Origin of the sequence: Streptomyces sp. 796.1 (genome assembly GCF_047525675.1) — a bacterium.
Classification (GTDB): domain Bacteria; phylum Actinomycetota; class Actinomycetes; order Streptomycetales; family Streptomycetaceae; genus Streptomyces.
On sequence record NZ_JBLIWA010000001.1, the window covers coordinates 121,845 to 139,959 of the forward strand.

Below are 18,115 nucleotides of genomic sequence, written 5' to 3' on the forward strand. Positions count from 1 at the left end.
CCCCCCCCCCCCCGGGCCCGCCCGCACGGGGCGGGCCGGGACGGGTGGTGCGGGGTGAGGCGGGTGGGACGGTGCCGGGTGGGGTGGGTGCGGCCGGCGTGCGGGGGGCCCGGGCGCGGCGTGGGCTGGCGCGCGGGACGGGGCCGGTGCGGCCGGACCGGCGCTGACGGGGGTCCGCCCCGGCCGCCGCGGGTCAGCCGCGCAGTGCGCTCTTGGCCTGCCAGTCGCTCCAGCTCAGGTTCCACTCGCCGAAGCCGTTGTTGGGCGCGATCAGCCCCTTGGTCTCCTGGCCCTTGATCTCGAACGGGTCACCCACCCGCACCTCGCGGTAGAGCGTGGCGGCGTCCGCGTCGCTCATCCCGATGCAGCCGGAGCTGTGGTTGGCCCGGCCGAAGTAGGCGGCGTTCCACGGCGCGGCGTGCGCGTACGTGCCCGACCAGCTCAGCCGCATCGAGTAGTCGACCATCTTGTTGTACGAGTTGCCGAGGCCCACCGTCTCGGAGTTCATGTTGATGGTGCCCTCCTTGGACATCAGCACCGTGGTGCCGCGCCAGGACGCCTTGTCGCCGCCGGGCGTGCCGCCGGAGACCGGGATGGTGCGCACCTGCTGGCCGTCCCGGGTGAGGGTGAGCTGGTGGTTGTCCAGGTCCACGCTGACCACCTGGCGCGGGCCGATGGTGAAGTCCGTCGCGTAGTCGCGGACGAAGTAGCCGCCGGCCGAGCCCGAGTTGACGCCGGCGAGCTGGGCCGCGAGCTTCACCTTGGTGCCGGGCTGCCAGTACTCCTTGGGCCGCCAGTCCACCCGGTCCTTGCCCGACCAGTCCTGCATCCAGCCCCAGGACCCCTCGGTGTTGTTCGACGTCGTCACCTTGAGCTGCTTCTCGACCGCGGCCTTGTTCTGCACGGGGTGGTCGAAGACGATCGATATCGGCTGGGCGACGCCCACCGTGCCGCCCGCGCCGGGCCGCCAGTCCAACTTGTTGACCTTGCCCGCGGCGACCGTGCGGAAGGTGGCGGTCTTGGTCGCCTCGGCCCCGCCGGTGCCCTTGGAGTGCGCGGTGACGGTGTACGCGGCGCTCGGCGCCGTCACCCGGTCCGAGGTCCAGGAAGTGCCGTCCTTGGCGAGCTTCCCGGTCAGCTTGGTCCCCTTGGCGTCGGCGACCGTCACTTCGGTCAGTTCGCCGTTCTCCGCCGTGACCTTGACCTGCTGGCCGGCCGGGACCTTGGTGCCGCTCAGGTTGACCGCGACGGTGGCCGGCTTGTCGGACTTCGCGTCCGCGTCCGCGCTGGAGCAGGCGCTGAGCGCGGCGGCAGCCAGCGCGGCGGTGCCGGCGAGGGCGACGGTACGACGGCTCTGCGGGGAGAGGCGGCGGTATGAGCGGGTGGCGTCGAACATGGCGGTTCCTCCGTGCGCTGGCTGTCGACGGGATAGAGCGCCTCGCCGGCTCGTCGGTTGCCGTGCGGGCCGGAAAACTGCGTAACAGCGCTGTCACAGCCGCCGGCGGGCGAACGCGCCGCGGCTGCCGGGGCGGCCCGTCCGTGTGCGCGCCGGTCCGCCTGTCGCCGGTCCGTCGGGGCGGCTGGTCCGCGGGGGTGGCTGGCCCGGCAAGGGGGCCGGTTTGCCGGGCGGCCGGTCCGCCGTTCGGCGCGCGCCGGGCGGCCGGTGCGCTGACCGAGGGGCCAGCCGCACAGCGCACGGGCCCCGCCGCCCCGCCGGTCGAGGGCCCCGGTGGGTCGGGGCCGGCGCGTCGGCGGGGCCTGCGGGGCCCGGGGCGTACGGGGGCTACCGCGAGGTGAGCAGCCCGCGGTGCAGCCGGTTGATGATGCGGGCCAGCAGGCGCGAGACGTGCATCTGGGAGATGCCGAGCTGCTCGCCGATCTGCGCCTGGGTGAGCTCCTCGACGAAGCGCAGGTGCAACAGGCGCCGCTCGCGCGCGTCGAGCTCGGCGATGAGCGGGGCCAGCGACTGGAAGTCCTCGATCAACTCCATCGCCGGGTCGTCCATGCCGATGAAGTCGGCGAGGGCCGCCGCGCTGTCCTGGTCGTCACCGCTGATGGCCGCGTCCAGTGAGGCGGAGTGGTAGCCGTTGGCCGCCACCCGGGCCTCGATCACCTCTTCCTCGGTCATCTTCAGGGCCTCGGCCAGCTCGGCGACCGTCGGCGAGCGGCCCAGCCGCCCGCTCAGCTCCTCGGTCACCTTGGCCAGCTCCACCCGTGCTTCCTGGAGCCGCCGCGGCACGTGCACCGCCCAGGTGGTGTCCCGGAAGAACCGCTTGATCTCGCCCACGACGTAGGGCACGGCGAAGGTGGGGAACTCCACCTCGCGTGAGAGCTCGAACCGGTCGATCGCCTTGATCAGGCCGATCATGCCGACCTGGACGATGTCCTCCATCTCGTCGGCGCGGTGCCGGAACCGCTTGGCGACGTAGCGCACCAACGACATGTTGATCTCGATGAGCGTGTTGCGCGCGTACTGGTGCTCCGGGGTGCCTTCTTCCAGGCTCGCCAGCCGGTCGAAGAACAGCTTGGACAGCGACCTGGCGTCCTTCGGCGCGAGCTTGTGGGGCTCGGCGAGCAAGGGCAGGTCCACCCCGGGATGAGTGACGTCCGCGCTGGTCGGCGCGGTGCGTGCGGGCTCGGTCGCCGTCGTGCCCAGCACGTGGGACATGACCTGTGCCGTCATGGGTCCTCCCCGAAATCCGCAGACGCTGACCGCCGGGTTCGGCGGCGAAGCAGCGCCTACCCACCCGTAACCACGTCATGCCCCCCGATTTTCCGACCGCGCTGATCCCCTCTCAACAGGGCGCGCCGGCACGGAAGATGGCCTGCTGGCGCACGCCCCCGGCACATCCGGGTGCTTGTACTGCCCCGGTGCGGGCAACCGCACCATGAGGAGGCCCGCACGCCCGGGAGTGAAAAGAACGCCGCGCGGGGGCAACCAAAAGGCCCCGCCGCGACGACTGGGACAACGACCGCGACGGCAGCGGTCGGCAGCGGGCGACCGTGAGCGACAACGGAACGCAGCACCGGTCCGTCAGACGAACCGGGTGACACTGCGTCAGTACGGGGGTGAGGGGTGTGACGTCAGCGAAGGACAGTCCGGTACGGCCGCGGCGCGGCTTCCGGCGGGCGGTCCCGCGGACCGCCGGCGAGGCCCGCCAGTGGGTGACCGAGCTGGTGCGGCGGTGCCACCCCGTGCCCAGCGACGCGGGCCGCGAGAGCGACGCCCTGGCCGATCCGCTGCTGGTCACCTCGGAACTGGTCACCAACGCCATCCGGCACGGCGGCGGCGTCACCGGCTTCTGGATCGCGCTCGACGCGGGCGTGCTGCGCCTCGGCGTACGGGACCACAGCGACGCGGTGCCCCGCGTCAGGCCGCGCGAGAGCGCCGCCGCGGTGCCCGTCGGTGGCTACGGCTGGCCGCTGGTCTGCCGGCTGGCCAGTGAGGTCGACATCCTGCCCTGTCCGGGCGGCGGGAAGGAGATCCGGGTGGCGCTCCCCCTGCCCTGGCAGCCGCTGACCTGAGTGCCCGACCCGGGCGCCCGTCGTGAGCCCGGGCCCCGAGTCACCGCCCCGAACCCCGGCGCCGAGTCCCGAGCCCAGGCCCCGAGCCCAGGCCCTGCGCCTCCGCCCCGAACCCCGGGGCCGGACCCGGCCGACGGTCCGGCCGGCGCTCCGGCCGACAGGGTGGGACGGCCGGTGCGATCCCACCCCGCGAGGGCCAGGGGTGGCGAACGAACAGGGTTGGTCGTTGCGCGTACGGGTTCGCACGCTTGGCGGTCAGTTCCGGGCATCTACCGGGTGCATCCTGAGCGGCGGGGGCATCCTGAGGCCATGGCGGAGATGGGCGAGAACGTACCCGCGTACCGGATGATCAAGGTCTCCGGGCCGGAAGGACCGGTGGAGGCCCTCGCGGACGTCGAGGCGTGGCGGGCGCGTGCGACGTACCCGGAGGTGCTCGGTCTCGGCGGGCCGGTGTTCGGCCTGGCGCGGGAGTGCGAGACCGGCGGCTGGGAGGTGATCGACTCCTTCACCGGCCACACCCCGCAGGACTGCCGCGACGACCTGGGCGCCCACTTCCGCAGGCTCGCCAAGCAGCGGGCCGCGGAGGGCGAGACCGAGGCGCAGGTGGAGTGCCTGCGGATGGCCGAGCGGCTGGAGTGGGAGGCGTTGGACGAGCTGACCGTCCTGGGCGCCCGCTACCGGGTGGTGCGGGCCGAGCGCTTCATCCGCTCGGGCCCCGACGGCCCCGAACCGCCCCGGCCGTCGGACCCCGACCCGGCCGAACCCGGCGAGGCACACCGGATCACCCGCCCCGTGGAGGGCTTCGTGATGGACCCGGCCCAGGCCACCGCAGCCGCCGAGGGCGCCCTCAAGATCGAACTGCTCTCGCTGGTCTGCAAGGCCGGCTCCGTACCCGATGACGTGCGGGACGACTCGGTGCGCGCCTCCCGGACCCACCCCGGTGGCGTGCTGCTGCCGGCCAGCTTCATGACGTCCGAGCGCAGGGACGGCCGTTGGGTGCCCGACTCCAGCGGGGTGGAGGCCACCCCGCAGCAGGCGCGCGACGGCCTGGCGATGAGCCTGCGGGTGATGATCCCGTGGCGGCTCGGCCTCAGCGACCAGGAGCAGCAGCCGTACGCGAGCGCGGCCGACCGGCTCGACGAGACCCGGGCCGACGAGCTTGAGGTGGCGGGGCGGCACTTCCGGGTGGTGCGCGTGGAGCGACTGGTGCGCATCGGCCCGGACGGACCCGAGGGCCCCCGCCCCTCCGACCGCGACCCGCACGCACCCACGTTGATGTCGCGGGAGGCGGCACAGGCGTACGCCGACGCGGACGAGGACGTGCTCCCGGAGGAGACCGAGGCGGAACGCCGCCTGCACGAACTCCTTGAGGCCGAGATCGCCCGCCACCGCGCCCGCCGCCGCAAGGAGTGACCGTCCCGCCGGGCCGCCCGACCCACCCGCCGCCCACATGCCGGACGCCGCCCGTGCGCCCGCGGCGAACACCGCAACCCCGCCCCGTACGAGACCCGCGGCCCCCGTACGGCCCATGCACCCCCTCGGACGCACCCGCCCCGCAGACCACCTCGACGGGCGCCCCGGCCGGTCCCGTGCGGCGGCCCGTACCGTCGCCCCCGCCGCTGACCAGCACCCCCCGCACCGGCCCCGACCCGGCGGCCGGGGCCCGGCGGGTGCGTGGCCCGCCGGGCCCCTCGCACCGCGCCGGCTCCGGGCCGGTCGGGCGGCCGGCGGGGAGCCGGTGGCGCGGAGCGGGTCGGCCCGGGGCGCGACCCGGGGTACACAGGATGGCCAGGGCAAGTCCCGGCCGTTGAACATTGCAGAAGAGCGACATACGCTCGCTCTTCCAACAACCACCTCGAACAGCCACCCGTGGATGGCGCCCGGGCGGCGCACCCGCCGTCTGACCGGCACACTCATAAGCAGCACGGCGGCCGGGGCGCGATGGGAGGCCAGCACGGTGAACGACGGCAGCCGCACTCGGCGCCTGACCAGTCGGCTGGCCACGCAGAGCGCCGCCCGCGGACGGGCCGCGGCACGCCGCCGGCTGCGCGCCAGCCGGGCGACGGGCGAGACCGCGACCCAGTTCACCGCCCGCTCCAAGCTGGCCTGGCTGGCCACCGCGAGCACCCGCATCGGCACCACGCTCGACCTGGAGCGCACCGCACGGGAACTGGCCGAGTTCGTCGTCCCCCAGTTGGCCGATGCGGTCGCGGTGGATCTGTTGGAGTCCGTGCTGCACGGCGAGGAGGGCGACCGCGGCGCCACCGGCGGCGTGCTCGCCGCCCGCCGGGCCATCGCCGTCAAGGCCGTCGACGCGCTGGCCGACCTCGAACCCTCCCCGGTCGGCGAGATCATCGTGCGCGACGAGACGCACCGCGAGACGCTGCTGACCACCGTCTGCCTGGCGCAACGCAAGCCGGTCCTGGTCTCGCGGATGACCGACCGGGACTTCGAACGGGTCGCCTCCACGGACAGCGCCGCCGACAAGATGCGCCGCGGCGGCGTGCACAGCTACCTGGCCGTGCCGCTGATCGCCCGCGGCCTGCTGCTCGGCAGCGCCGACTGCGTACGGGCCGGCGACAGCCCCCCGTTCACCACCACCGACCTCGCACTGGCCGAACAGTTGGCGTCCACCGCGGCCGTGTTCATCGACAACGCCAGGCTGTACGGGCGCGAGCGCGAACACGTGGTCTCGCTGCAACGCAGCCTGCTGCCGCGCGCCGCACCGCACACCCCGGGCCTGGCCGTGCACGCCAGCTACGCACCGGCCGCCGACGCCCGCGGGGTGGGCGGCGACTGGTACGACGTGATGGCGCTGCCCAGCGGGCGGAGCGCGCTGGTGGTCGGCGACGTGATGGGCCACGGCGTCACAGCGGCGGCCACCATGGGCCGGCTGCGCACCGTCGCCCGCACCCTGATGATGCTCGACACCGCGCCCGACCGCGTCCTGGCCCGGCTCGACCTGGCCACCCGCGACCTGGAGGACGACCAGGTCGCCACCTGTCTGTGTGCCGTCTTCGACCCGGCCGACAACACGTACACGCTGGCCAGTGCCGGTCACCCGCCGCCCCTGCTGGTGGCGGCCGACGGCAAGGCCAGCTACCTGGAGGTGCCCACCGGGGCGCCGCTGGGGGCCGGCGTGATCCCGTACGACCCGCTGCGCATCCGCGTCGCGCCGCAGAGCCGGCTGATCTTCTACACCGACGGACTGATCAAGACCAGGGACGACGACAGCGACACCCAGTTCGGACGGCTGCTCGGCACGGTGGCGCAGATGCCCTCGGACCGGCTGGACGACGGCAGCCTGCTGGCCGCGCTGCCCGGCAGTGACCAGCGCTTCGACGAGGCGGTGCTGCTGACCGCGGCGACCGCCGCGCAGCCGCCGGAGCGGCTGACCGTGTGGGACCTGCCGCCGGACGGGACCGCGGCCTCCATCGCCCGCCGCCACGTCACCCGCGAGCTCGAACGGTGGGGCCTGTCGGCCCTCGCCGACGTCAGCGAACTCATCGTCAGCGAACTGGTGGGCAACGCCCTGCGGTACGGGCAGGGCCCCGGCCAACTGCGGCTCATCCAGTACGAACGCCTCATGATCGAGGTCTCCGACCGGGGCCCCGACCTCCCGCAGATCCAGCACGCCGACGTCAGCGACGAGGGCGGGCGCGGGTTGCAGCTCATCAACATGCTCTGTCGCCAGTGGGGTTCCTGCCGCACCCCCACCGGCAAGATCGTCTGGGCGGAGCAGGACGTACCGCAGTAGTGGTCCGGGCGGGGCGGAGCCCGCCGGCCCGCGTGGCGACGCCCGCGGCATGACCTCGCAGGTAATCGACCGGGCCCCGGGCTGCCCGGCAGAGTGAGGGCAACGGGACCCGGTCCGGCGCACTCCGGATCGGGCCCCGGTCACGATGCCCGCTCTCCAGGAGGAATGCCATGAGCCAGCCCACCACCGCCGCGATCGACTACCAGGCGGCCGTCGACCGGTACTTCGCCGCCTGGAACGCCACCGACCCGGCCGAGCGCCAGCGGGCCGTGGCCGCCGCCTGGGTCGAGGACGGCTCGTACACCGACCCGTTCGCCGACGTCAGCGGCCACGACCAGCTCGCGGCCGTGATCGCGGGGGCGCAGCAGCAGTTCCCCACCTTCAGCTTCCGGCTGGTGGCCGCCGCCGAAGGGCACCACCACACCGCCCGCTTCAGTTGGGAGCTGGTCTCCGAGACCGACGGGTCGGCGCCGGTGGCGGGATCCGATGTGGCGGTGTTCGCCGAAGACGGCCGCATCCGCGCCGTTTACGGCTTCGTCGACCGGGCACCCGGCGCCTGAACCGGGACGCTCCCGGGCGGGCACGGGGCCGCCCGGGAGCCGGCTGACGGGGGGCACGGGCCGCGGGCTACGGGCCACATCGCGGGGGCGCGGGTACTACGGGGCGCGGCGCCGCGGGGTTCCGAGGGCGCGGCCCTACCCCAGCACCTCGCGCAGATAGGCCGCCGTCTCCTGGTTGCCCGGCAGGAAGGTCTCCACGGCCAGCTCGGACACGGTCACGTCCATCGGCGTGTTGAACGTGGCGACGGAGGAGATGAACGACAGCACCCGGCCCTCGTGCTCGATGACCATCGGCAGCGCGAACGGCAGGTTCCCGATGGTCTCCGGCGGCTCGTCGGGGCAGTTCTCCGGCAGCGGGTAGGCGCTGACCTCCTCGTACAGCGTGCGCAGCGGCTCCGACCTGAGCAGGGCCAGTTGACGCTGCATCTGCTCCAGCAGGTGGGCGCGCCACTGCCGGTAGTTGAGGATGCGGCGCGCGATGCCCTCCGGGTGCATGGTCACCCGCATGGCGTTGACCGGCGGGCGCGTCAGATGGGCCGGCACGCCGGCCAGCAGCAGCCCGACGCCGGCGTTGGCCGCCACCACCTCGTACCGGCCGTTCATCACCAGCGCCGGGTAGGGCTCGTACCCGGTGAGCAGTTGGTCGAGCCCGGCGCGCAACCCGGCCAGGGCCGGATCGTCGAGCGCGGCCTCGGGATAGTGCGGCGCGTAACCCGCCGCCACCAGCAGCGCGTTCCGCTCCCGCACCGGCACGTCCAGGTGCTCCGCGAGCCGCAGCACCATCTCCTGGCTCGGGCGGGCCCGGCCGTTCTCGATGAAGCTGATGTGTCGGGCGGACGAGTCGGCCCGCAGCGCCAGTTCCAGTTGGCTGATCCGGCGCCGGTCCCGCCAGCTCCGTAGAAGGGCGCCCACTCCCGGAGCAACCGTGGCAGTCGTCATCCCCCGACCGTAACCCGCGGCGTGGCAGGCTGGTGAGCCAGTATCCGCAGCGTCGAAGGGGACGTAGTCATGGCCGTAGCACCGCTCTCCCACACGGAGGTCGAGGAGCGCCTGTCCACCCTGCCGGGCTGGCGCGTCGACGGCGACCACCTCACCCGTACGTACGCCTTCCCGGGACACCCCCAGGCCGCCGCCATGGTGGTGCACGTCGCACAGGTCCAGGAGGAGCTGAACCACCACGCCGACCTGCTGCTCAGCTACGACAAGCTGACGGTCACGGTGAACACCCACAGCGTCGGCGGCAAGATCACCGAACTCGATCTGACCCTCGCCGGCCGGCTGGCAGAGATCGCCCCGGGACACGGAGCACGCTAGGTTGCGGTGTGGCCCACGCCACACGTGACGGATGGCGGCCCGCCGTGTCGAACCCCCCGAACGAGGCGCGACGCAGCAAGGCGGACGGCAGGGGACCGAGAGGAGCCGGTGAGTGCCCGAACCCAGCGACAAACTGCTGGCCGTACGGGCCGGGGAAGGCGACGAGGCCGCCTTCGAGGTGCTGGTGCACCGGCACAGCGGGCAGTTGCTCAGCCTGGCCACCCGGCTCCTCGGCAGCCGGGCGGACGCGGAGGACGCCGTACAGGACGCGTTCGTGAACGCCTGGCGCAGGCTCCCGGAGTTCCGGGCCGACGCGGCGTTCTCCACCTGGATGTACCGCATCGTCACCAACCGGTGCCTGAATCTGCTGCGCGCCCGCCGTCCCACCCAGGACCTCAGTTCGGTCCCCGAGTTGAGCGCGCCCGAGCACGCGGCGTCACCGGTGCGGGCCGCGGAATCCACCGAGGTGGCCCGGGCGCTCTCGGACGCGTTGCAGGGGCTCACCCCCGAACAGCGCGCCTGCTGGGTGCTGCGCGAACTGCACGGCCTGTCGTACGAGGAGATCGCGGACGTGACCCGGATCAGTCAGCAGGCCGTCCGCGGCCGGATCTTCCGAGCACGGCGCTACCTGACGGAGGCGATGGGCGCATGGCGGTAGGCAGCAACCCGGTCCCGCCCGACGACGGGCCGGACCGGAACCACCACACACCCGACCCGAACCCCGTGCAGGAACCGCGACCCACCCAGGAACCGGGCCCAACCCACGACCCGGCACCCGCCCGGGAACCTTCCCCCACCCCCGCGGCCCCCGGCCGGGCCGATGTCGGGCCCGACGCGGGCGGCGCGGGCGGTGCCGGCGGCGATGGTCACCCGGAGGGCGAAGGCGGTCAGGACGACGAGGGCGGCGAGGACGAGATCCTGCTGTGCGGGCGCTCGCTGTCGGCCGTCTGGGACCAGGAGGTGCCCCGCGAGCACACCGCGCACTGCCCGTACTGCCAGCAGGCGCTGACCGGGCTCGGGGTGCTCGACCGGTACGTGCGCGAGGCGCGTGCCGAGCAGGCACCGCCGGCCGCCGCGATCACGGACCGGGTGATGAACCTGGTCCGCACCGAACTGCGCCCCGGCCGCCTGCTGCCGCTCGGCGAAGTCGCCGAGGACGCGTGGATCGCGGAGGTTGCCGCGGCCAGGGCGTTCCGGGCGGCGGCCGAGACGCTGCCCGGCGTGTTCGCCGGCAGTTGCCGGGTCATGCCGGCCGACCCCACGGCCGCCCGCCGCGCGCTCCTGCCCGGCGCCCCGCGCCACCGCGGACCAGTGCGCGTCACGCTGGAGCTCACCGCCGCACTCGACTGGACCGTGCCCGAACTGGCAGCGCTCGTACGGCAGTTGGTCGCCGATGCGGCCCGCGACGCGGTCGGCATGGACGTCGTGGAGATCGACGTGTCCGTCGTGGACGTGATCGGGGACGACCTCGGCGACGCACGCGCGGACGAGCCGCCGCACCCACCGGGGCCGGGCGGCGGGGGCCGGCCGGGCCCCGGCGACCCAGCGGGCCCCGAAGAGAGGAGCAACCCGTGATCCCCTCGCAGCAGGAGGCCGCGGAGCACACCCGGGTGCTCGCGGCGGCGGCCGACGCCACCCGGCGCACCCCGGGCGTCGCCTATCTGCGCCCCGGCTTCGGCGATCTGGTGCGCGGCGCGGCGGTGCGGGTGCGCTCCCGCGCCGCCCAGCCGGGCACCGCGGGCCGGATAGCGGGCGTCCGCGCGCAGCGCGTGGAGCGCCCGCCGGGCTGGGATCTGCGCATCCACCTCGCCGTCGCCCGCGGCCACCGGGCGCTCGACGTCACCCGCGCGGTCCGCGCCGCGGTCACCACGGCCGTACGGGAGTTGACCGCAGACGCCACGCCCGAGCCGCGGGTGAACGTCAGCATCACGGTCACCGACATCGTCTGACCGCGGCCCCGGCAGGCGGCCGTGCGCGGGCGGTGTCAGCCCTCGTCCGCCCCGACGCCGGCCCGCAACCCCCACGCGTCGAGCCCCGAGTAGACCATCGCGACGCGCCCCTCGGGGAAGTCGAACGCCTCGGCCTCCCCGGAGTAGAGCGCCACGAGGGAGTCGGGGCCCCGCCACCAGGTGTCGGCACGGCCCCGCACCTCGTCCACCGGCTCGAAGCCGCGCAGATCGAGGCCGTCGGCGTCGTCGCCGGTCAGCCGGGTGACCTGCTTCGCCCACCTGGACGCGTGGTGGGCCAGCGCGACCGACTCCACCCACCCTTCGGTGGAGGCGTGGAGCGGCACCCACCGGTCGGTGTGGATGCCGAACTCACCGGACGGGCTGATCAGGAACCCGTAGGCGACCGAGGCCCGCGGCGCCCCCGGCTCGAACCACCACCCCGTGGAGTCCGCCTCGGGCGAGTCCGGATCGAGGTACTTGGGGCCTCCCTCGTACTGCGGCCCGGGCGGCAGCAGCAGACCGTTCCACTGCTGTTGGAAGGCGGCCATCCGGTCGATCACTTCCGCGGGGACGTCCCGTTCGAGCCACCACTGCCGGTGCCCCTCCACGGGCCTGACGTCGGCCTTGACGCCGTGCGCGCTGACGAACGACCTGGCCCGGCGGGTCAGACCGGCGGGCACGTCGTTGACGAGGTTGAGATTCACCCGGCCGACGCTACCCAGCGGCCCGGGACCCGCGGCGGCTTCCCCCACTCCGCGAAACGGCCGGCCGGCACCGGGCCACCCCACGGCCCGCGCGGACCCGCCTCCCGGCGCCATCGGCCGGCACCTACCTACCACCGGCCCGTACGCGGCACCGGTGCACACCTGCCTATCGGCCTGTACGCGGCACCGGTGCACACCCACCCACCGGCCCGTACGGCCGCGCGTTGCCGAACCGGCAACGGATATTGCCACCGCGCCCGGCCCGGCGGCAGGCTCGGCACCGGTGGTCACGGCGACCACCGCACCACGACACCCGTCCCGAGCCGGAGGCACCGTCATGGCAGAGCGGCACGTACATCCGCAGCCCCCCGAGCAGTCCGCCGACCGCCCGCCGCACGACGGGCCCGACCACGGCGACGAAACCGGTCACAGCCAGGGTCACACCCCCACCCACACCCACGGTCATGGTCACACCCACGGCCACCGCGCCGACCTGGACTGGGCGCGCGAGGGGGTTCGCCTGGTGGCGGAGGCCGAGTTGTACGGGCCCATCGCCGAGCAGATGGTCGGCTCGTTGCGGGAGCGCTTCGGCGCGGTGGGCCGGCACCCCGACGAGGTGCGCCGGGTGCTGGACGTCGGCAGTGGGCCGGGTGTCTTCACCTGTCTGCTCGCCGAGGCGTTCCCGCGCGCCGAGGTGGTCGCGGTGGACGCCGCACAGCCGCTGCTCGACCTGGTGGCGGAGCGGGCCGCCGGGCTGGGACTTGGCGACCGGGTGGGCACCCTCCGCGCCGAACTGCCGCACGGTGTGACCGGGCCGGCGGGCACCGCCGTCAACGGGCCGCGCACGCCGGGCGACGACGCGTACGGGCCGGCCGGCGGCGGCGCCCCCGAGATAGCCGCCGGCCCCGTGGTGGCCGGCATCGGTGAGGCCGACCTCATCTGGTCGCGCAAGGCGCTGCACCACGTCGGGGACCAGCGCGAGGTGGTTCAGCGGCTGGCCCGCTCGCTGCGCCCTGGCGGGCTGCTCGCCCTGTCCGAGGGCGGGCTGCCGATCCGCTTCCTCCCGCGCGACTTCGGGCTCGGCCGGCCCGGCCTCCAGGCCCGGCTGACCGCGGCCACCGAGGAGTGGTTCAACGGGATGCGGGCCGGGCTGCCGGGGTCGGTGCCGATGGTCGAGGACTGGGCCGGACTGCTCGACTCGGTGGGCCTCAAGGGTGCCGCCAGCCGCAGCTTCCTGCTCGACCTGCCGGCCCCGCTCGCAGCCGCCGGCCGCTCCCACCTGACGGCGATCCTCACCCGGCTGCGGGAACGGGCCCCCGAACTCCTGGACACCGCGGACCAGCAGGTGCTCGACCAGCTCATCGACCCGGCCAACCCGGCGGGCGTCGCACGCCGCCAGGACGTCTTCCTGCTGACCGCGGAGACGCTGCACACGGCGTACGCGTAGGGCGACGGGCCGGCCCCGCGGGCCCCTGCCACTCCTGTGGCCCGGCGGGCCACCCGGTGCGGGCCCAACCGCCCCGTACACGGCCGGTGCCGCCACCCCCGGGAGGGAGGGTGGCGGCACCGGTGGGGCTGTGTGCGAGTGGCCCGGGAGCACGGGGCACGTGGGGCGCGGGCCTGGTGGGTGCGGGGCGCCGGCGTGGGTCGCCGGCACCCCCTGGGTGCTGCCGGCCGGTCCAGCGGGCCGGTCAGCCGCGCGGTGGCGCCGGGCTGGGCCCGGCACTCGCCGCGCTGGGTCAGCCGGTGACCAGCGTCAGCCCGTAAGCGCTGAGCAGCGGGTTGATCGGCTGGTGGTACGTGGTGCCGCCGCTGCTGCAATTGCCGGAGCCACCGGAGGTGACACCCTGCGCCTGGCTGCCGGAGATGTACGAGCCGCCGGAGTCACCGGGCTCGGCGCAGACGCTGGTGCGCGTCACGCCGGAGACGGTGCCCTGCGGGTAGCTGACGCTGGTGTTGTGCTGTTGCACGGTGCCGCAGTGCCAGCCGGTCGTCGAACCGGAGCGGCAGATCGAGCCACCCACGGCGGTCTGCTGCGAGCCGGAGACGGTCACGTTGCCGCTCTGCCCCTTCACCCAGGGGCGGGGCGTCCACTGGCTGTTGACGGCCACCCAGGCGGTGTCGGCACCGGGGAAGCGGGACGCCTGGAAGGAGCCCTGCGCCACTCGGTTGTAGCCGGTGGTGGACTGGCCGGCACGGCCGCAGTGACCGGCGGTGGCGAAGCCGCCCTGGCTGCCCTTGGTCACCGAGAAACCGACCGAGCAGCGCGAGCCGCTGCCGATGTAGTACGCGTCGCCGCCCCGCACGTCGTAGAACGTCTGCGGCTGCTCGGCGGACTTCACCACCCGCACCAGCTTGTTGTCGGCGCCGCTCTTGGCGATGAGGGTGTGGGCCGCGGAGGCGTCCGAGGCCAGGACCACGACGCTGTTGGACTTGACGTCCACGTACCAGACGGGTGCCGCCTTGGTCGGGTTGGTGCGGGCGGCCCGGTCCAGCGCGCTCTTCGCGGCGTCGAGCTCCTTCAGGCTGTGCTTGACCACGTGGGCCTTGGCACCGGCCGCGGTGATCGCGGCGCCGTCGGCGGCGTCCGTGGTGGCGACGACCAACTTGGCGTCTGCACCCGTCAGCCAGGAACCGCCGAAGTCGGCGCCGACGGTGCCGCGGAGCTTGGTCTCCAGGCTGGCGGCCCGGTATTCGTTCGCTATCCGCGCCTTCGCCTCGGCCGGGGACAGGCCGAGGTCGCGCTCCATGGCCTTCAACATGCCGGCGGGCAGCTCGGGCGTGGCGCTCTGGGCCGATGTGGGGGCGGCCGAGGGGCCGTTGTCGGCCATGGCGGGCACTGCGGTCAGGGAGAAGGCGCTCAGGGCGATGGCACAACCAGCGATCAAGCCACGTCTGCGGAGCATCTGGGGTTCTCCTCGTGTCGGGGGTGGCGTCACCGTAAGCCGGGCCGTCGCTCGTCGTGGACCTGTCAAGTCACTCATATCGCGGAGGTATGGCGCGGATCACGCCGCGGCGCCGCCGCCGGATGGGCTGTCCCCGCCCTGGCCTGGCACGGCTCAAGCGGAATCGAGCATCCCGGAACGCTGCATTTCGGCCGGCCCGCCGGCTGGGCCGGCCGGCCGATTGATGGGGCGGGGCCGAGTGGGGAGGGCCGGCGCGACCGCGAGGGCGGTGCACCGGGGCGGGGGAGGAGGGAGAGGCGCGGAGGGTAGCGGGGAGCGCCAGCGAGTCGGGTGTGGATGGGGTGCGGGTCACGGCGTGGCGGGGCCGACCGTGGCCGTGCCGAAGGCGGCGCTGCACTGCGGGTGCGAGTCGAGCCACGTCGCGTACGGCACGCTGCGTTGTACGGCGTCCGCGTGTGCCGCCCTGGCGTGCCCGGCGACCGCGGGCGCGGTGTCGGCGGCGGGCGCGCCCGGATGCCAGCCGACCAGATGGCGCCAGCTCAGCGGCGCCCCGGCCAGCGGTCTGATGACCACGCCGGGCGTCGGTGGGAAGGTGGCCCGACACAGCCCCACCGCCCGTCCCACCTGCACCAGGTGTACACAGGACGCGGTATCGGTCTCGAACACCGATACCGGGGTGAAGCCGGCACGTGCGCAGGCGGCGGCGAAGCAGTCGGCGAAGCAGCCGTCGCCCGGTACGTCCGTCCAGGACTCGTTGGCCAGTGCGCTGAGCTTCAACTCGACCTCGCCGGCCAGCGGATGGTCTTCGACCAGCATCACGAAGACCGGGTCGGTGCCGATGAGCTGCCAGGTCAGTTGGTCGCCCGCGGGCGGTGGGCTCTGCCCGCAGGCCCCGATGAGCGCGAAGTCCAGCCGCCCTTCGACCACCATGGTGCTCAACTCCTGTACGGACCAGGAGGTGAAGGTGCTGACCGGGGCGGACGGATGGGCCGTCGCCAGCCGGTCGATCAGCCCACCGAGCAGCGGCCCGTGGGTGCCGCCGATACGGAACCGCTGGATGTGCGCCCATGCGTTCGCGAACCGTACGGCCTCTTCCTGGAGTTCGCGCACCGCGGGTAACAACACCCTGGCCCGGTCGAGCACCAGCTCGCCGAGCGGTGTCGGCCGGGCGCCCGTGCGGTCCCGGACGAACAGGGGGCCACCCAGCGCCCGCTCAATCCGCTTGAGTTGGGTGCTGAGGGCCGGCTGCGCGAGCCCCAATGAGGCTGCGGCCTTGGTCAGCGACCCGGTATCGGCTATCGCGCGTATCGCTCTGAGGTGCCGCAGCTCAAGCTCCATATCCGAAAGCTATGGCGGCATCAGCGCGGCAGCAATACACGTGCCCGACCTTCTCGCGTAACCTCCGCCTCGCCCGCGGGCGATGTGTGGCGATCGTGGTGAAGCGCGGAATTTCGCAGACCGCCGCGGAGGTTGGCACGTGCGAACCTGCCGCGCCAAGGGTGGGCCACATTCCGAGGCAAGCCGTGGAACACCCCGCACAACCCACCGAAAGGACCTCGATGTCCACCTCTGACACACCCGGGCCCGCCGTCCCCCTGCCGCTCGCCGGCCGCACCGTCGTCATCCTCGGCGGAGGCTCCGGACTCGGCCGCGCGGTGGCGCGCCGCTCGGTCGCCGCCGGGGCGGACGTGGTGCTCGGCGGGCGCACCGCCGAGCGGCTCGCTGCGGTAGCGGACGCGTTGGGGGAGCGGGTGAGCTGGCGCACCGTGGACACCACGGACCAGGCGTCGCTGGCCGACTTCTTCGCCCCGCTGGAGCGCATCGACCACCTGTTCACGCCCGCGGCCTCGTACCAGACCGGGCCGATGCTCGAACTCGACGACGAGGCCGCCGAGTCCCCCTTCACCTCGAAGTTCTGGGGTCAGTACTACGCGGTCAAGCACGCGGCGCCGCTGCTCGCCGCCGACGGTTCGGTGGTGCTGGTGTCGGGCGCGGCGAGCGTGCGCCCGTTCGGCGCCGCCCCCGCGTACGTGGCCTGCAACGCGGCCGTCGAAGGGCTCGGCCGCGGCCTCGCCGTCGAACTCGCCCCGGTGCGGGTCAACGTGGTCTCGCCGGGCGCCGTCGACGGCGACCTGTGGGGCCGCCGCCCCGCCGAGGTCCGCGAGGACGGCTTCGCCCGCTACAGCGAGGCGACGGTGCTGCGCCGGATCGGCACCGAGGACGAGGTGGCCGACGCCGTGCTCTTCCTGTTCGGCAACGGCAACATGACGGGCTCGACGCTGTACCCGGACGGCGGGTACGCGCTGCGCTGACCCGCGGCCGGCTCCGGCGCGCCCGTGTTGGCACCCGAGCACGGCGACGGCGCCGGCACCCCTCCCACCTGGGGGTGCCGGCGCCGTGCACCGGTCGGACGGCCGGGCCGCCGTCCAGCGGCCCGGCAGCGGGACGGGCTCAGGCCACGTCGAAGGTGTCCGGGTCGGGTCCGGTGCGCCGGCCCTGGTCGAGACCGGCGATGGCGGCGAGGTCGTCCGCGTCCAGCGCGAAGTCGAACACGTCGATGTTCTCGCGGATGCGCGAGGGGGTCACCGACTTGGGGATCACGATGGTGCCGAGCTGGAGGTGCCAGCGCAGCACGACCTGGGCCGGCGACTTGCCGTGCTTGGCCGCGATGGCGGCGATGGCCGGCTCGTCGAGCAGGCCCTTGCCGGAGCCCAGCGGCGACCACGCCTCGGTGGCGATGCCGTGCTTCGCGTGGAAGTCGCGCAGCTCCTGCTGCTGGAGCTGCGGGTGCAGCTCGATCTGGTTGAGCACCGGCACCACCGAGGTCTCGGCGAGCAGCCGCTCCAGGTGCGCGGGGTGGAAGTTGGAGACGCCGATGGTCTTGGCCCGGCCCTCGGCGTAGACCTTCTCCAGCGCCTTGTACGTGTCCACGAAGGTGCCCCGGGCCGGCAGCGGCCAGTGGATCAGGTACAGGTCGACGTAGTCGAGGCCGAGCTTGGTCAGCGAGGAGTCGAAGGCGCGCAGCGTCGCGTCGTACCCGTGGTCGGAGTTCCAGACCTTCGTCGTGACGAACAGTTCCTCACGCGGCACACCCGACTCGGCGATCGCCTTCCCCGTGCCCTCCTCGTTGCCGTAGGCGGCGGCGGTGTCCACGCTGCGGTACCCGGCCTCCAGGGCCGTGCTCACCGCGGCGGTGGCCGCCTCGTTCTCCACCTGCCACACACCGAAGCCGAGCTGCGGGATGGTGACGTCGTTGTTGAGGGTGATTGAGGGGACCTTGCTCACGAGCAATTGATCCTTACGTTGGGGGTGTACTGACTCCACGGTCAACCATCGGCCCGCTGATCGCATTCCCGCGTTCCACCACCGATTCCGACTCCGGCCCTCCCGCCCCCGGGCC

Annotated in this window: 17 protein-coding genes; 10 read left to right on the top strand and 7 right to left on the bottom strand. The window is 73.9% G+C overall.

Annotated features, from left to right (window positions below):
• Positions 1-193: 193 nt before the first annotated feature.
• Complete coding sequence (locus ACMA1D_RS00445; RefSeq protein WP_414721797.1) at positions 194-1,396, bottom strand: L,D-transpeptidase; 1,203 nt, start codon at positions 1,394-1,396, stop codon at positions 194-196.
• Positions 1,397-1,783: 387 nt separating this feature from the next.
• Positions 1,784-2,683, bottom strand: a complete 900-nt coding sequence (locus ACMA1D_RS00450; RefSeq protein ID WP_414721798.1) for an RNA polymerase sigma factor SigF — start codon at positions 2,681-2,683, stop codon at positions 1,784-1,786.
• A gap of 395 nt (positions 2,684-3,078) precedes the next feature.
• Between ACMA1D_RS00450 and ACMA1D_RS00455 the strand changes: the two genes are divergently transcribed.
• From ACMA1D_RS00455 to ACMA1D_RS00470, 4 genes are all read left to right on the top strand, one after another.
• A complete protein-coding gene (locus ACMA1D_RS00455; protein ID WP_414721799.1) occupies positions 3,079-3,525 on the top strand; it encodes an ATP-binding protein in 447 nt (148 codons plus the stop codon).
• A gap of 309 nt (positions 3,526-3,834) precedes the next feature.
• Positions 3,835-4,938 carry a DUF5954 family protein gene (locus tag ACMA1D_RS00460; protein ID WP_414721800.1) on the top strand — a complete coding sequence of 368 codons (1,104 nt, stop codon included), beginning with the start codon at positions 3,835-3,837 and terminating at the stop codon, positions 4,936-4,938.
• A 544-nt stretch (positions 4,939-5,482) separates the two neighbouring features.
• The gene (locus ACMA1D_RS00465) at positions 5,483-7,282 is read left to right on the top strand and encodes a SpoIIE family protein phosphatase (protein ID WP_414721801.1); all 1,800 of its coding nucleotides are present in this window, start codon (positions 5,483-5,485) and stop codon (positions 7,280-7,282) included.
• A 170-nt stretch (positions 7,283-7,452) separates the two neighbouring features.
• Positions 7,453-7,842: a nuclear transport factor 2 family protein gene (locus tag ACMA1D_RS00470; RefSeq protein WP_414721802.1), complete on the top strand. Its 390-nt coding sequence runs from the start codon at positions 7,453-7,455 to the stop codon at positions 7,840-7,842.
• A gap of 135 nt (positions 7,843-7,977) precedes the next feature.
• On the opposite strand, the gene ACMA1D_RS00475 is transcribed toward ACMA1D_RS00470, so the two are convergent.
• Positions 7,978-8,781 (bottom strand): helix-turn-helix domain-containing protein, encoded by an 804-nt coding sequence (locus ACMA1D_RS00475; RefSeq protein WP_414721803.1) that lies wholly within the window; start codon positions 8,779-8,781, stop codon positions 7,978-7,980.
• 69 nt (positions 8,782-8,850) lie between these two features.
• On the opposite strand from ACMA1D_RS00475, the gene ACMA1D_RS00480 reads away from it, so the two are divergent.
• The 4 genes from ACMA1D_RS00480 (at position 8,851) to ACMA1D_RS00495 (ending at position 11,105) form a co-directional block, all read left to right on the top strand.
• Complete coding sequence (locus tag ACMA1D_RS00480) at positions 8,851-9,156, top strand: 4a-hydroxytetrahydrobiopterin dehydratase (RefSeq protein ID WP_414721804.1); 306 nt, start codon at positions 8,851-8,853, stop codon at positions 9,154-9,156.
• Between the two features lie 112 nt (positions 9,157-9,268).
• Entirely contained in the window at positions 9,269-9,814 is a 546-nt protein-coding gene (locus ACMA1D_RS00485; protein ID WP_349997088.1) for an RNA polymerase sigma factor, read from the top strand.
• Positions 9,805-10,731 carry a hypothetical protein gene (locus ACMA1D_RS00490; RefSeq protein ID WP_414721805.1) on the top strand — a complete coding sequence of 309 codons (927 nt, stop codon included), beginning with the start codon at positions 9,805-9,807 and terminating at the stop codon, positions 10,729-10,731. The genes ACMA1D_RS00485 and ACMA1D_RS00490 overlap by 10 nt, the downstream gene beginning before the upstream one ends.
• A complete protein-coding gene (locus ACMA1D_RS00495) occupies positions 10,728-11,105 on the top strand; it encodes a hypothetical protein (RefSeq protein ID WP_414721806.1) in 378 nt (125 codons plus the stop codon). The genes ACMA1D_RS00490 and ACMA1D_RS00495 overlap by 4 nt, the downstream gene beginning before the upstream one ends.
• A gap of 35 nt (positions 11,106-11,140) precedes the next feature.
• Here ACMA1D_RS00495 and ACMA1D_RS00500 read toward each other — a convergent pair whose 3' ends face one another.
• The gene (locus ACMA1D_RS00500) at positions 11,141-11,809 is read right to left on the bottom strand and encodes a hypothetical protein (protein ID WP_414721807.1); all 669 of its coding nucleotides are present in this window, start codon (positions 11,807-11,809) and stop codon (positions 11,141-11,143) included.
• 337 nt (positions 11,810-12,146) lie between these two features.
• Between ACMA1D_RS00500 and ACMA1D_RS00505 the strand changes: the two genes are divergently transcribed.
• On the top strand, positions 12,147-13,256 hold the full coding sequence (locus tag ACMA1D_RS00505) for a class I SAM-dependent methyltransferase (protein WP_414721808.1): 1,110 nt from the start codon (positions 12,147-12,149) through the stop codon (positions 13,254-13,256).
• Positions 13,257-13,548: 292 nt separating this feature from the next.
• On the opposite strand, the gene ACMA1D_RS00510 is transcribed toward ACMA1D_RS00505, so the two are convergent.
• Both ACMA1D_RS00510 and ACMA1D_RS00515 read right to left on the bottom strand, forming a co-directional pair.
• Entirely contained in the window at positions 13,549-14,715 is a 1,167-nt protein-coding gene (locus ACMA1D_RS00510) for a S1 family peptidase (protein ID WP_414721809.1), read from the bottom strand.
• A gap of 348 nt (positions 14,716-15,063) precedes the next feature.
• A complete protein-coding gene (locus ACMA1D_RS00515) occupies positions 15,064-16,053 on the bottom strand; it encodes a LysR family transcriptional regulator (RefSeq protein WP_414721810.1) in 990 nt (329 codons plus the stop codon).
• A 221-nt stretch (positions 16,054-16,274) separates the two neighbouring features.
• Here ACMA1D_RS00515 and ACMA1D_RS00520 point away from each other — a divergent pair, with 221 nt between their 5' ends.
• The gene (locus ACMA1D_RS00520; protein ID WP_414721811.1) at positions 16,275-17,027 is read left to right on the top strand and encodes an SDR family oxidoreductase; all 753 of its coding nucleotides are present in this window, start codon (positions 16,275-16,277) and stop codon (positions 17,025-17,027) included.
• 139 nt (positions 17,028-17,166) lie between these two features.
• Here the strand turns inward: ACMA1D_RS00520 and ACMA1D_RS00525 are convergent, their stop codons facing one another.
• Positions 17,167-18,000, bottom strand: coding sequence for an aldo/keto reductase (locus tag ACMA1D_RS00525; protein ID WP_414721812.1), 834 nt, complete (start codon positions 17,998-18,000; stop codon positions 17,167-17,169).
• Positions 18,001-18,115: the final 115 nt, after the last annotated feature.

Excerpts from the sequence above, each read along its gene's own strand:
- ACMA1D_RS00445 (WP_414721797.1), bottom strand. The coding sequence starts at position 1,396 with ATGTTCGACGCCACCCGCTCATACCGCCGCCTCTCCCCGCAGAGCCGT.
- ACMA1D_RS00450 (WP_414721798.1), bottom strand. The coding sequence starts at position 2,683 with ATGACGGCACAGGTCATGTCCCACGTGCTGGGCACGACGGCGACCGAG.
- ACMA1D_RS00460 (WP_414721800.1), top strand. The coding sequence starts at position 3,835 with ATGGCGGAGATGGGCGAGAACGTACCCGCGTACCGGATGATCAAGGTC.
- ACMA1D_RS00470 (WP_414721802.1), top strand. The coding sequence starts at position 7,453 with ATGAGCCAGCCCACCACCGCCGCGATCGACTACCAGGCGGCCGTCGAC.
- ACMA1D_RS00475 (WP_414721803.1), bottom strand. The coding sequence starts at position 8,781 with ATGACGACTGCCACGGTTGCTCCGGGAGTGGGCGCCCTTCTACGGAGC.
- ACMA1D_RS00480 (WP_414721804.1), top strand. The coding sequence starts at position 8,851 with ATGGCCGTAGCACCGCTCTCCCACACGGAGGTCGAGGAGCGCCTGTCC.
- ACMA1D_RS00490 (WP_414721805.1), top strand. The coding sequence starts at position 9,805 with ATGGCGGTAGGCAGCAACCCGGTCCCGCCCGACGACGGGCCGGACCGG.
- ACMA1D_RS00505 (WP_414721808.1), top strand. The coding sequence starts at position 12,147 with ATGGCAGAGCGGCACGTACATCCGCAGCCCCCCGAGCAGTCCGCCGAC.
- ACMA1D_RS00510 (WP_414721809.1), bottom strand. The coding sequence starts at position 14,715 with ATGCTCCGCAGACGTGGCTTGATCGCTGGTTGTGCCATCGCCCTGAGC.
- ACMA1D_RS00515 (WP_414721810.1), bottom strand. The coding sequence starts at position 16,053 with ATGGAGCTTGAGCTGCGGCACCTCAGAGCGATACGCGCGATAGCCGAT.
- ACMA1D_RS00520 (WP_414721811.1), top strand. The coding sequence starts at position 16,275 with ATGTCCACCTCTGACACACCCGGGCCCGCCGTCCCCCTGCCGCTCGCC.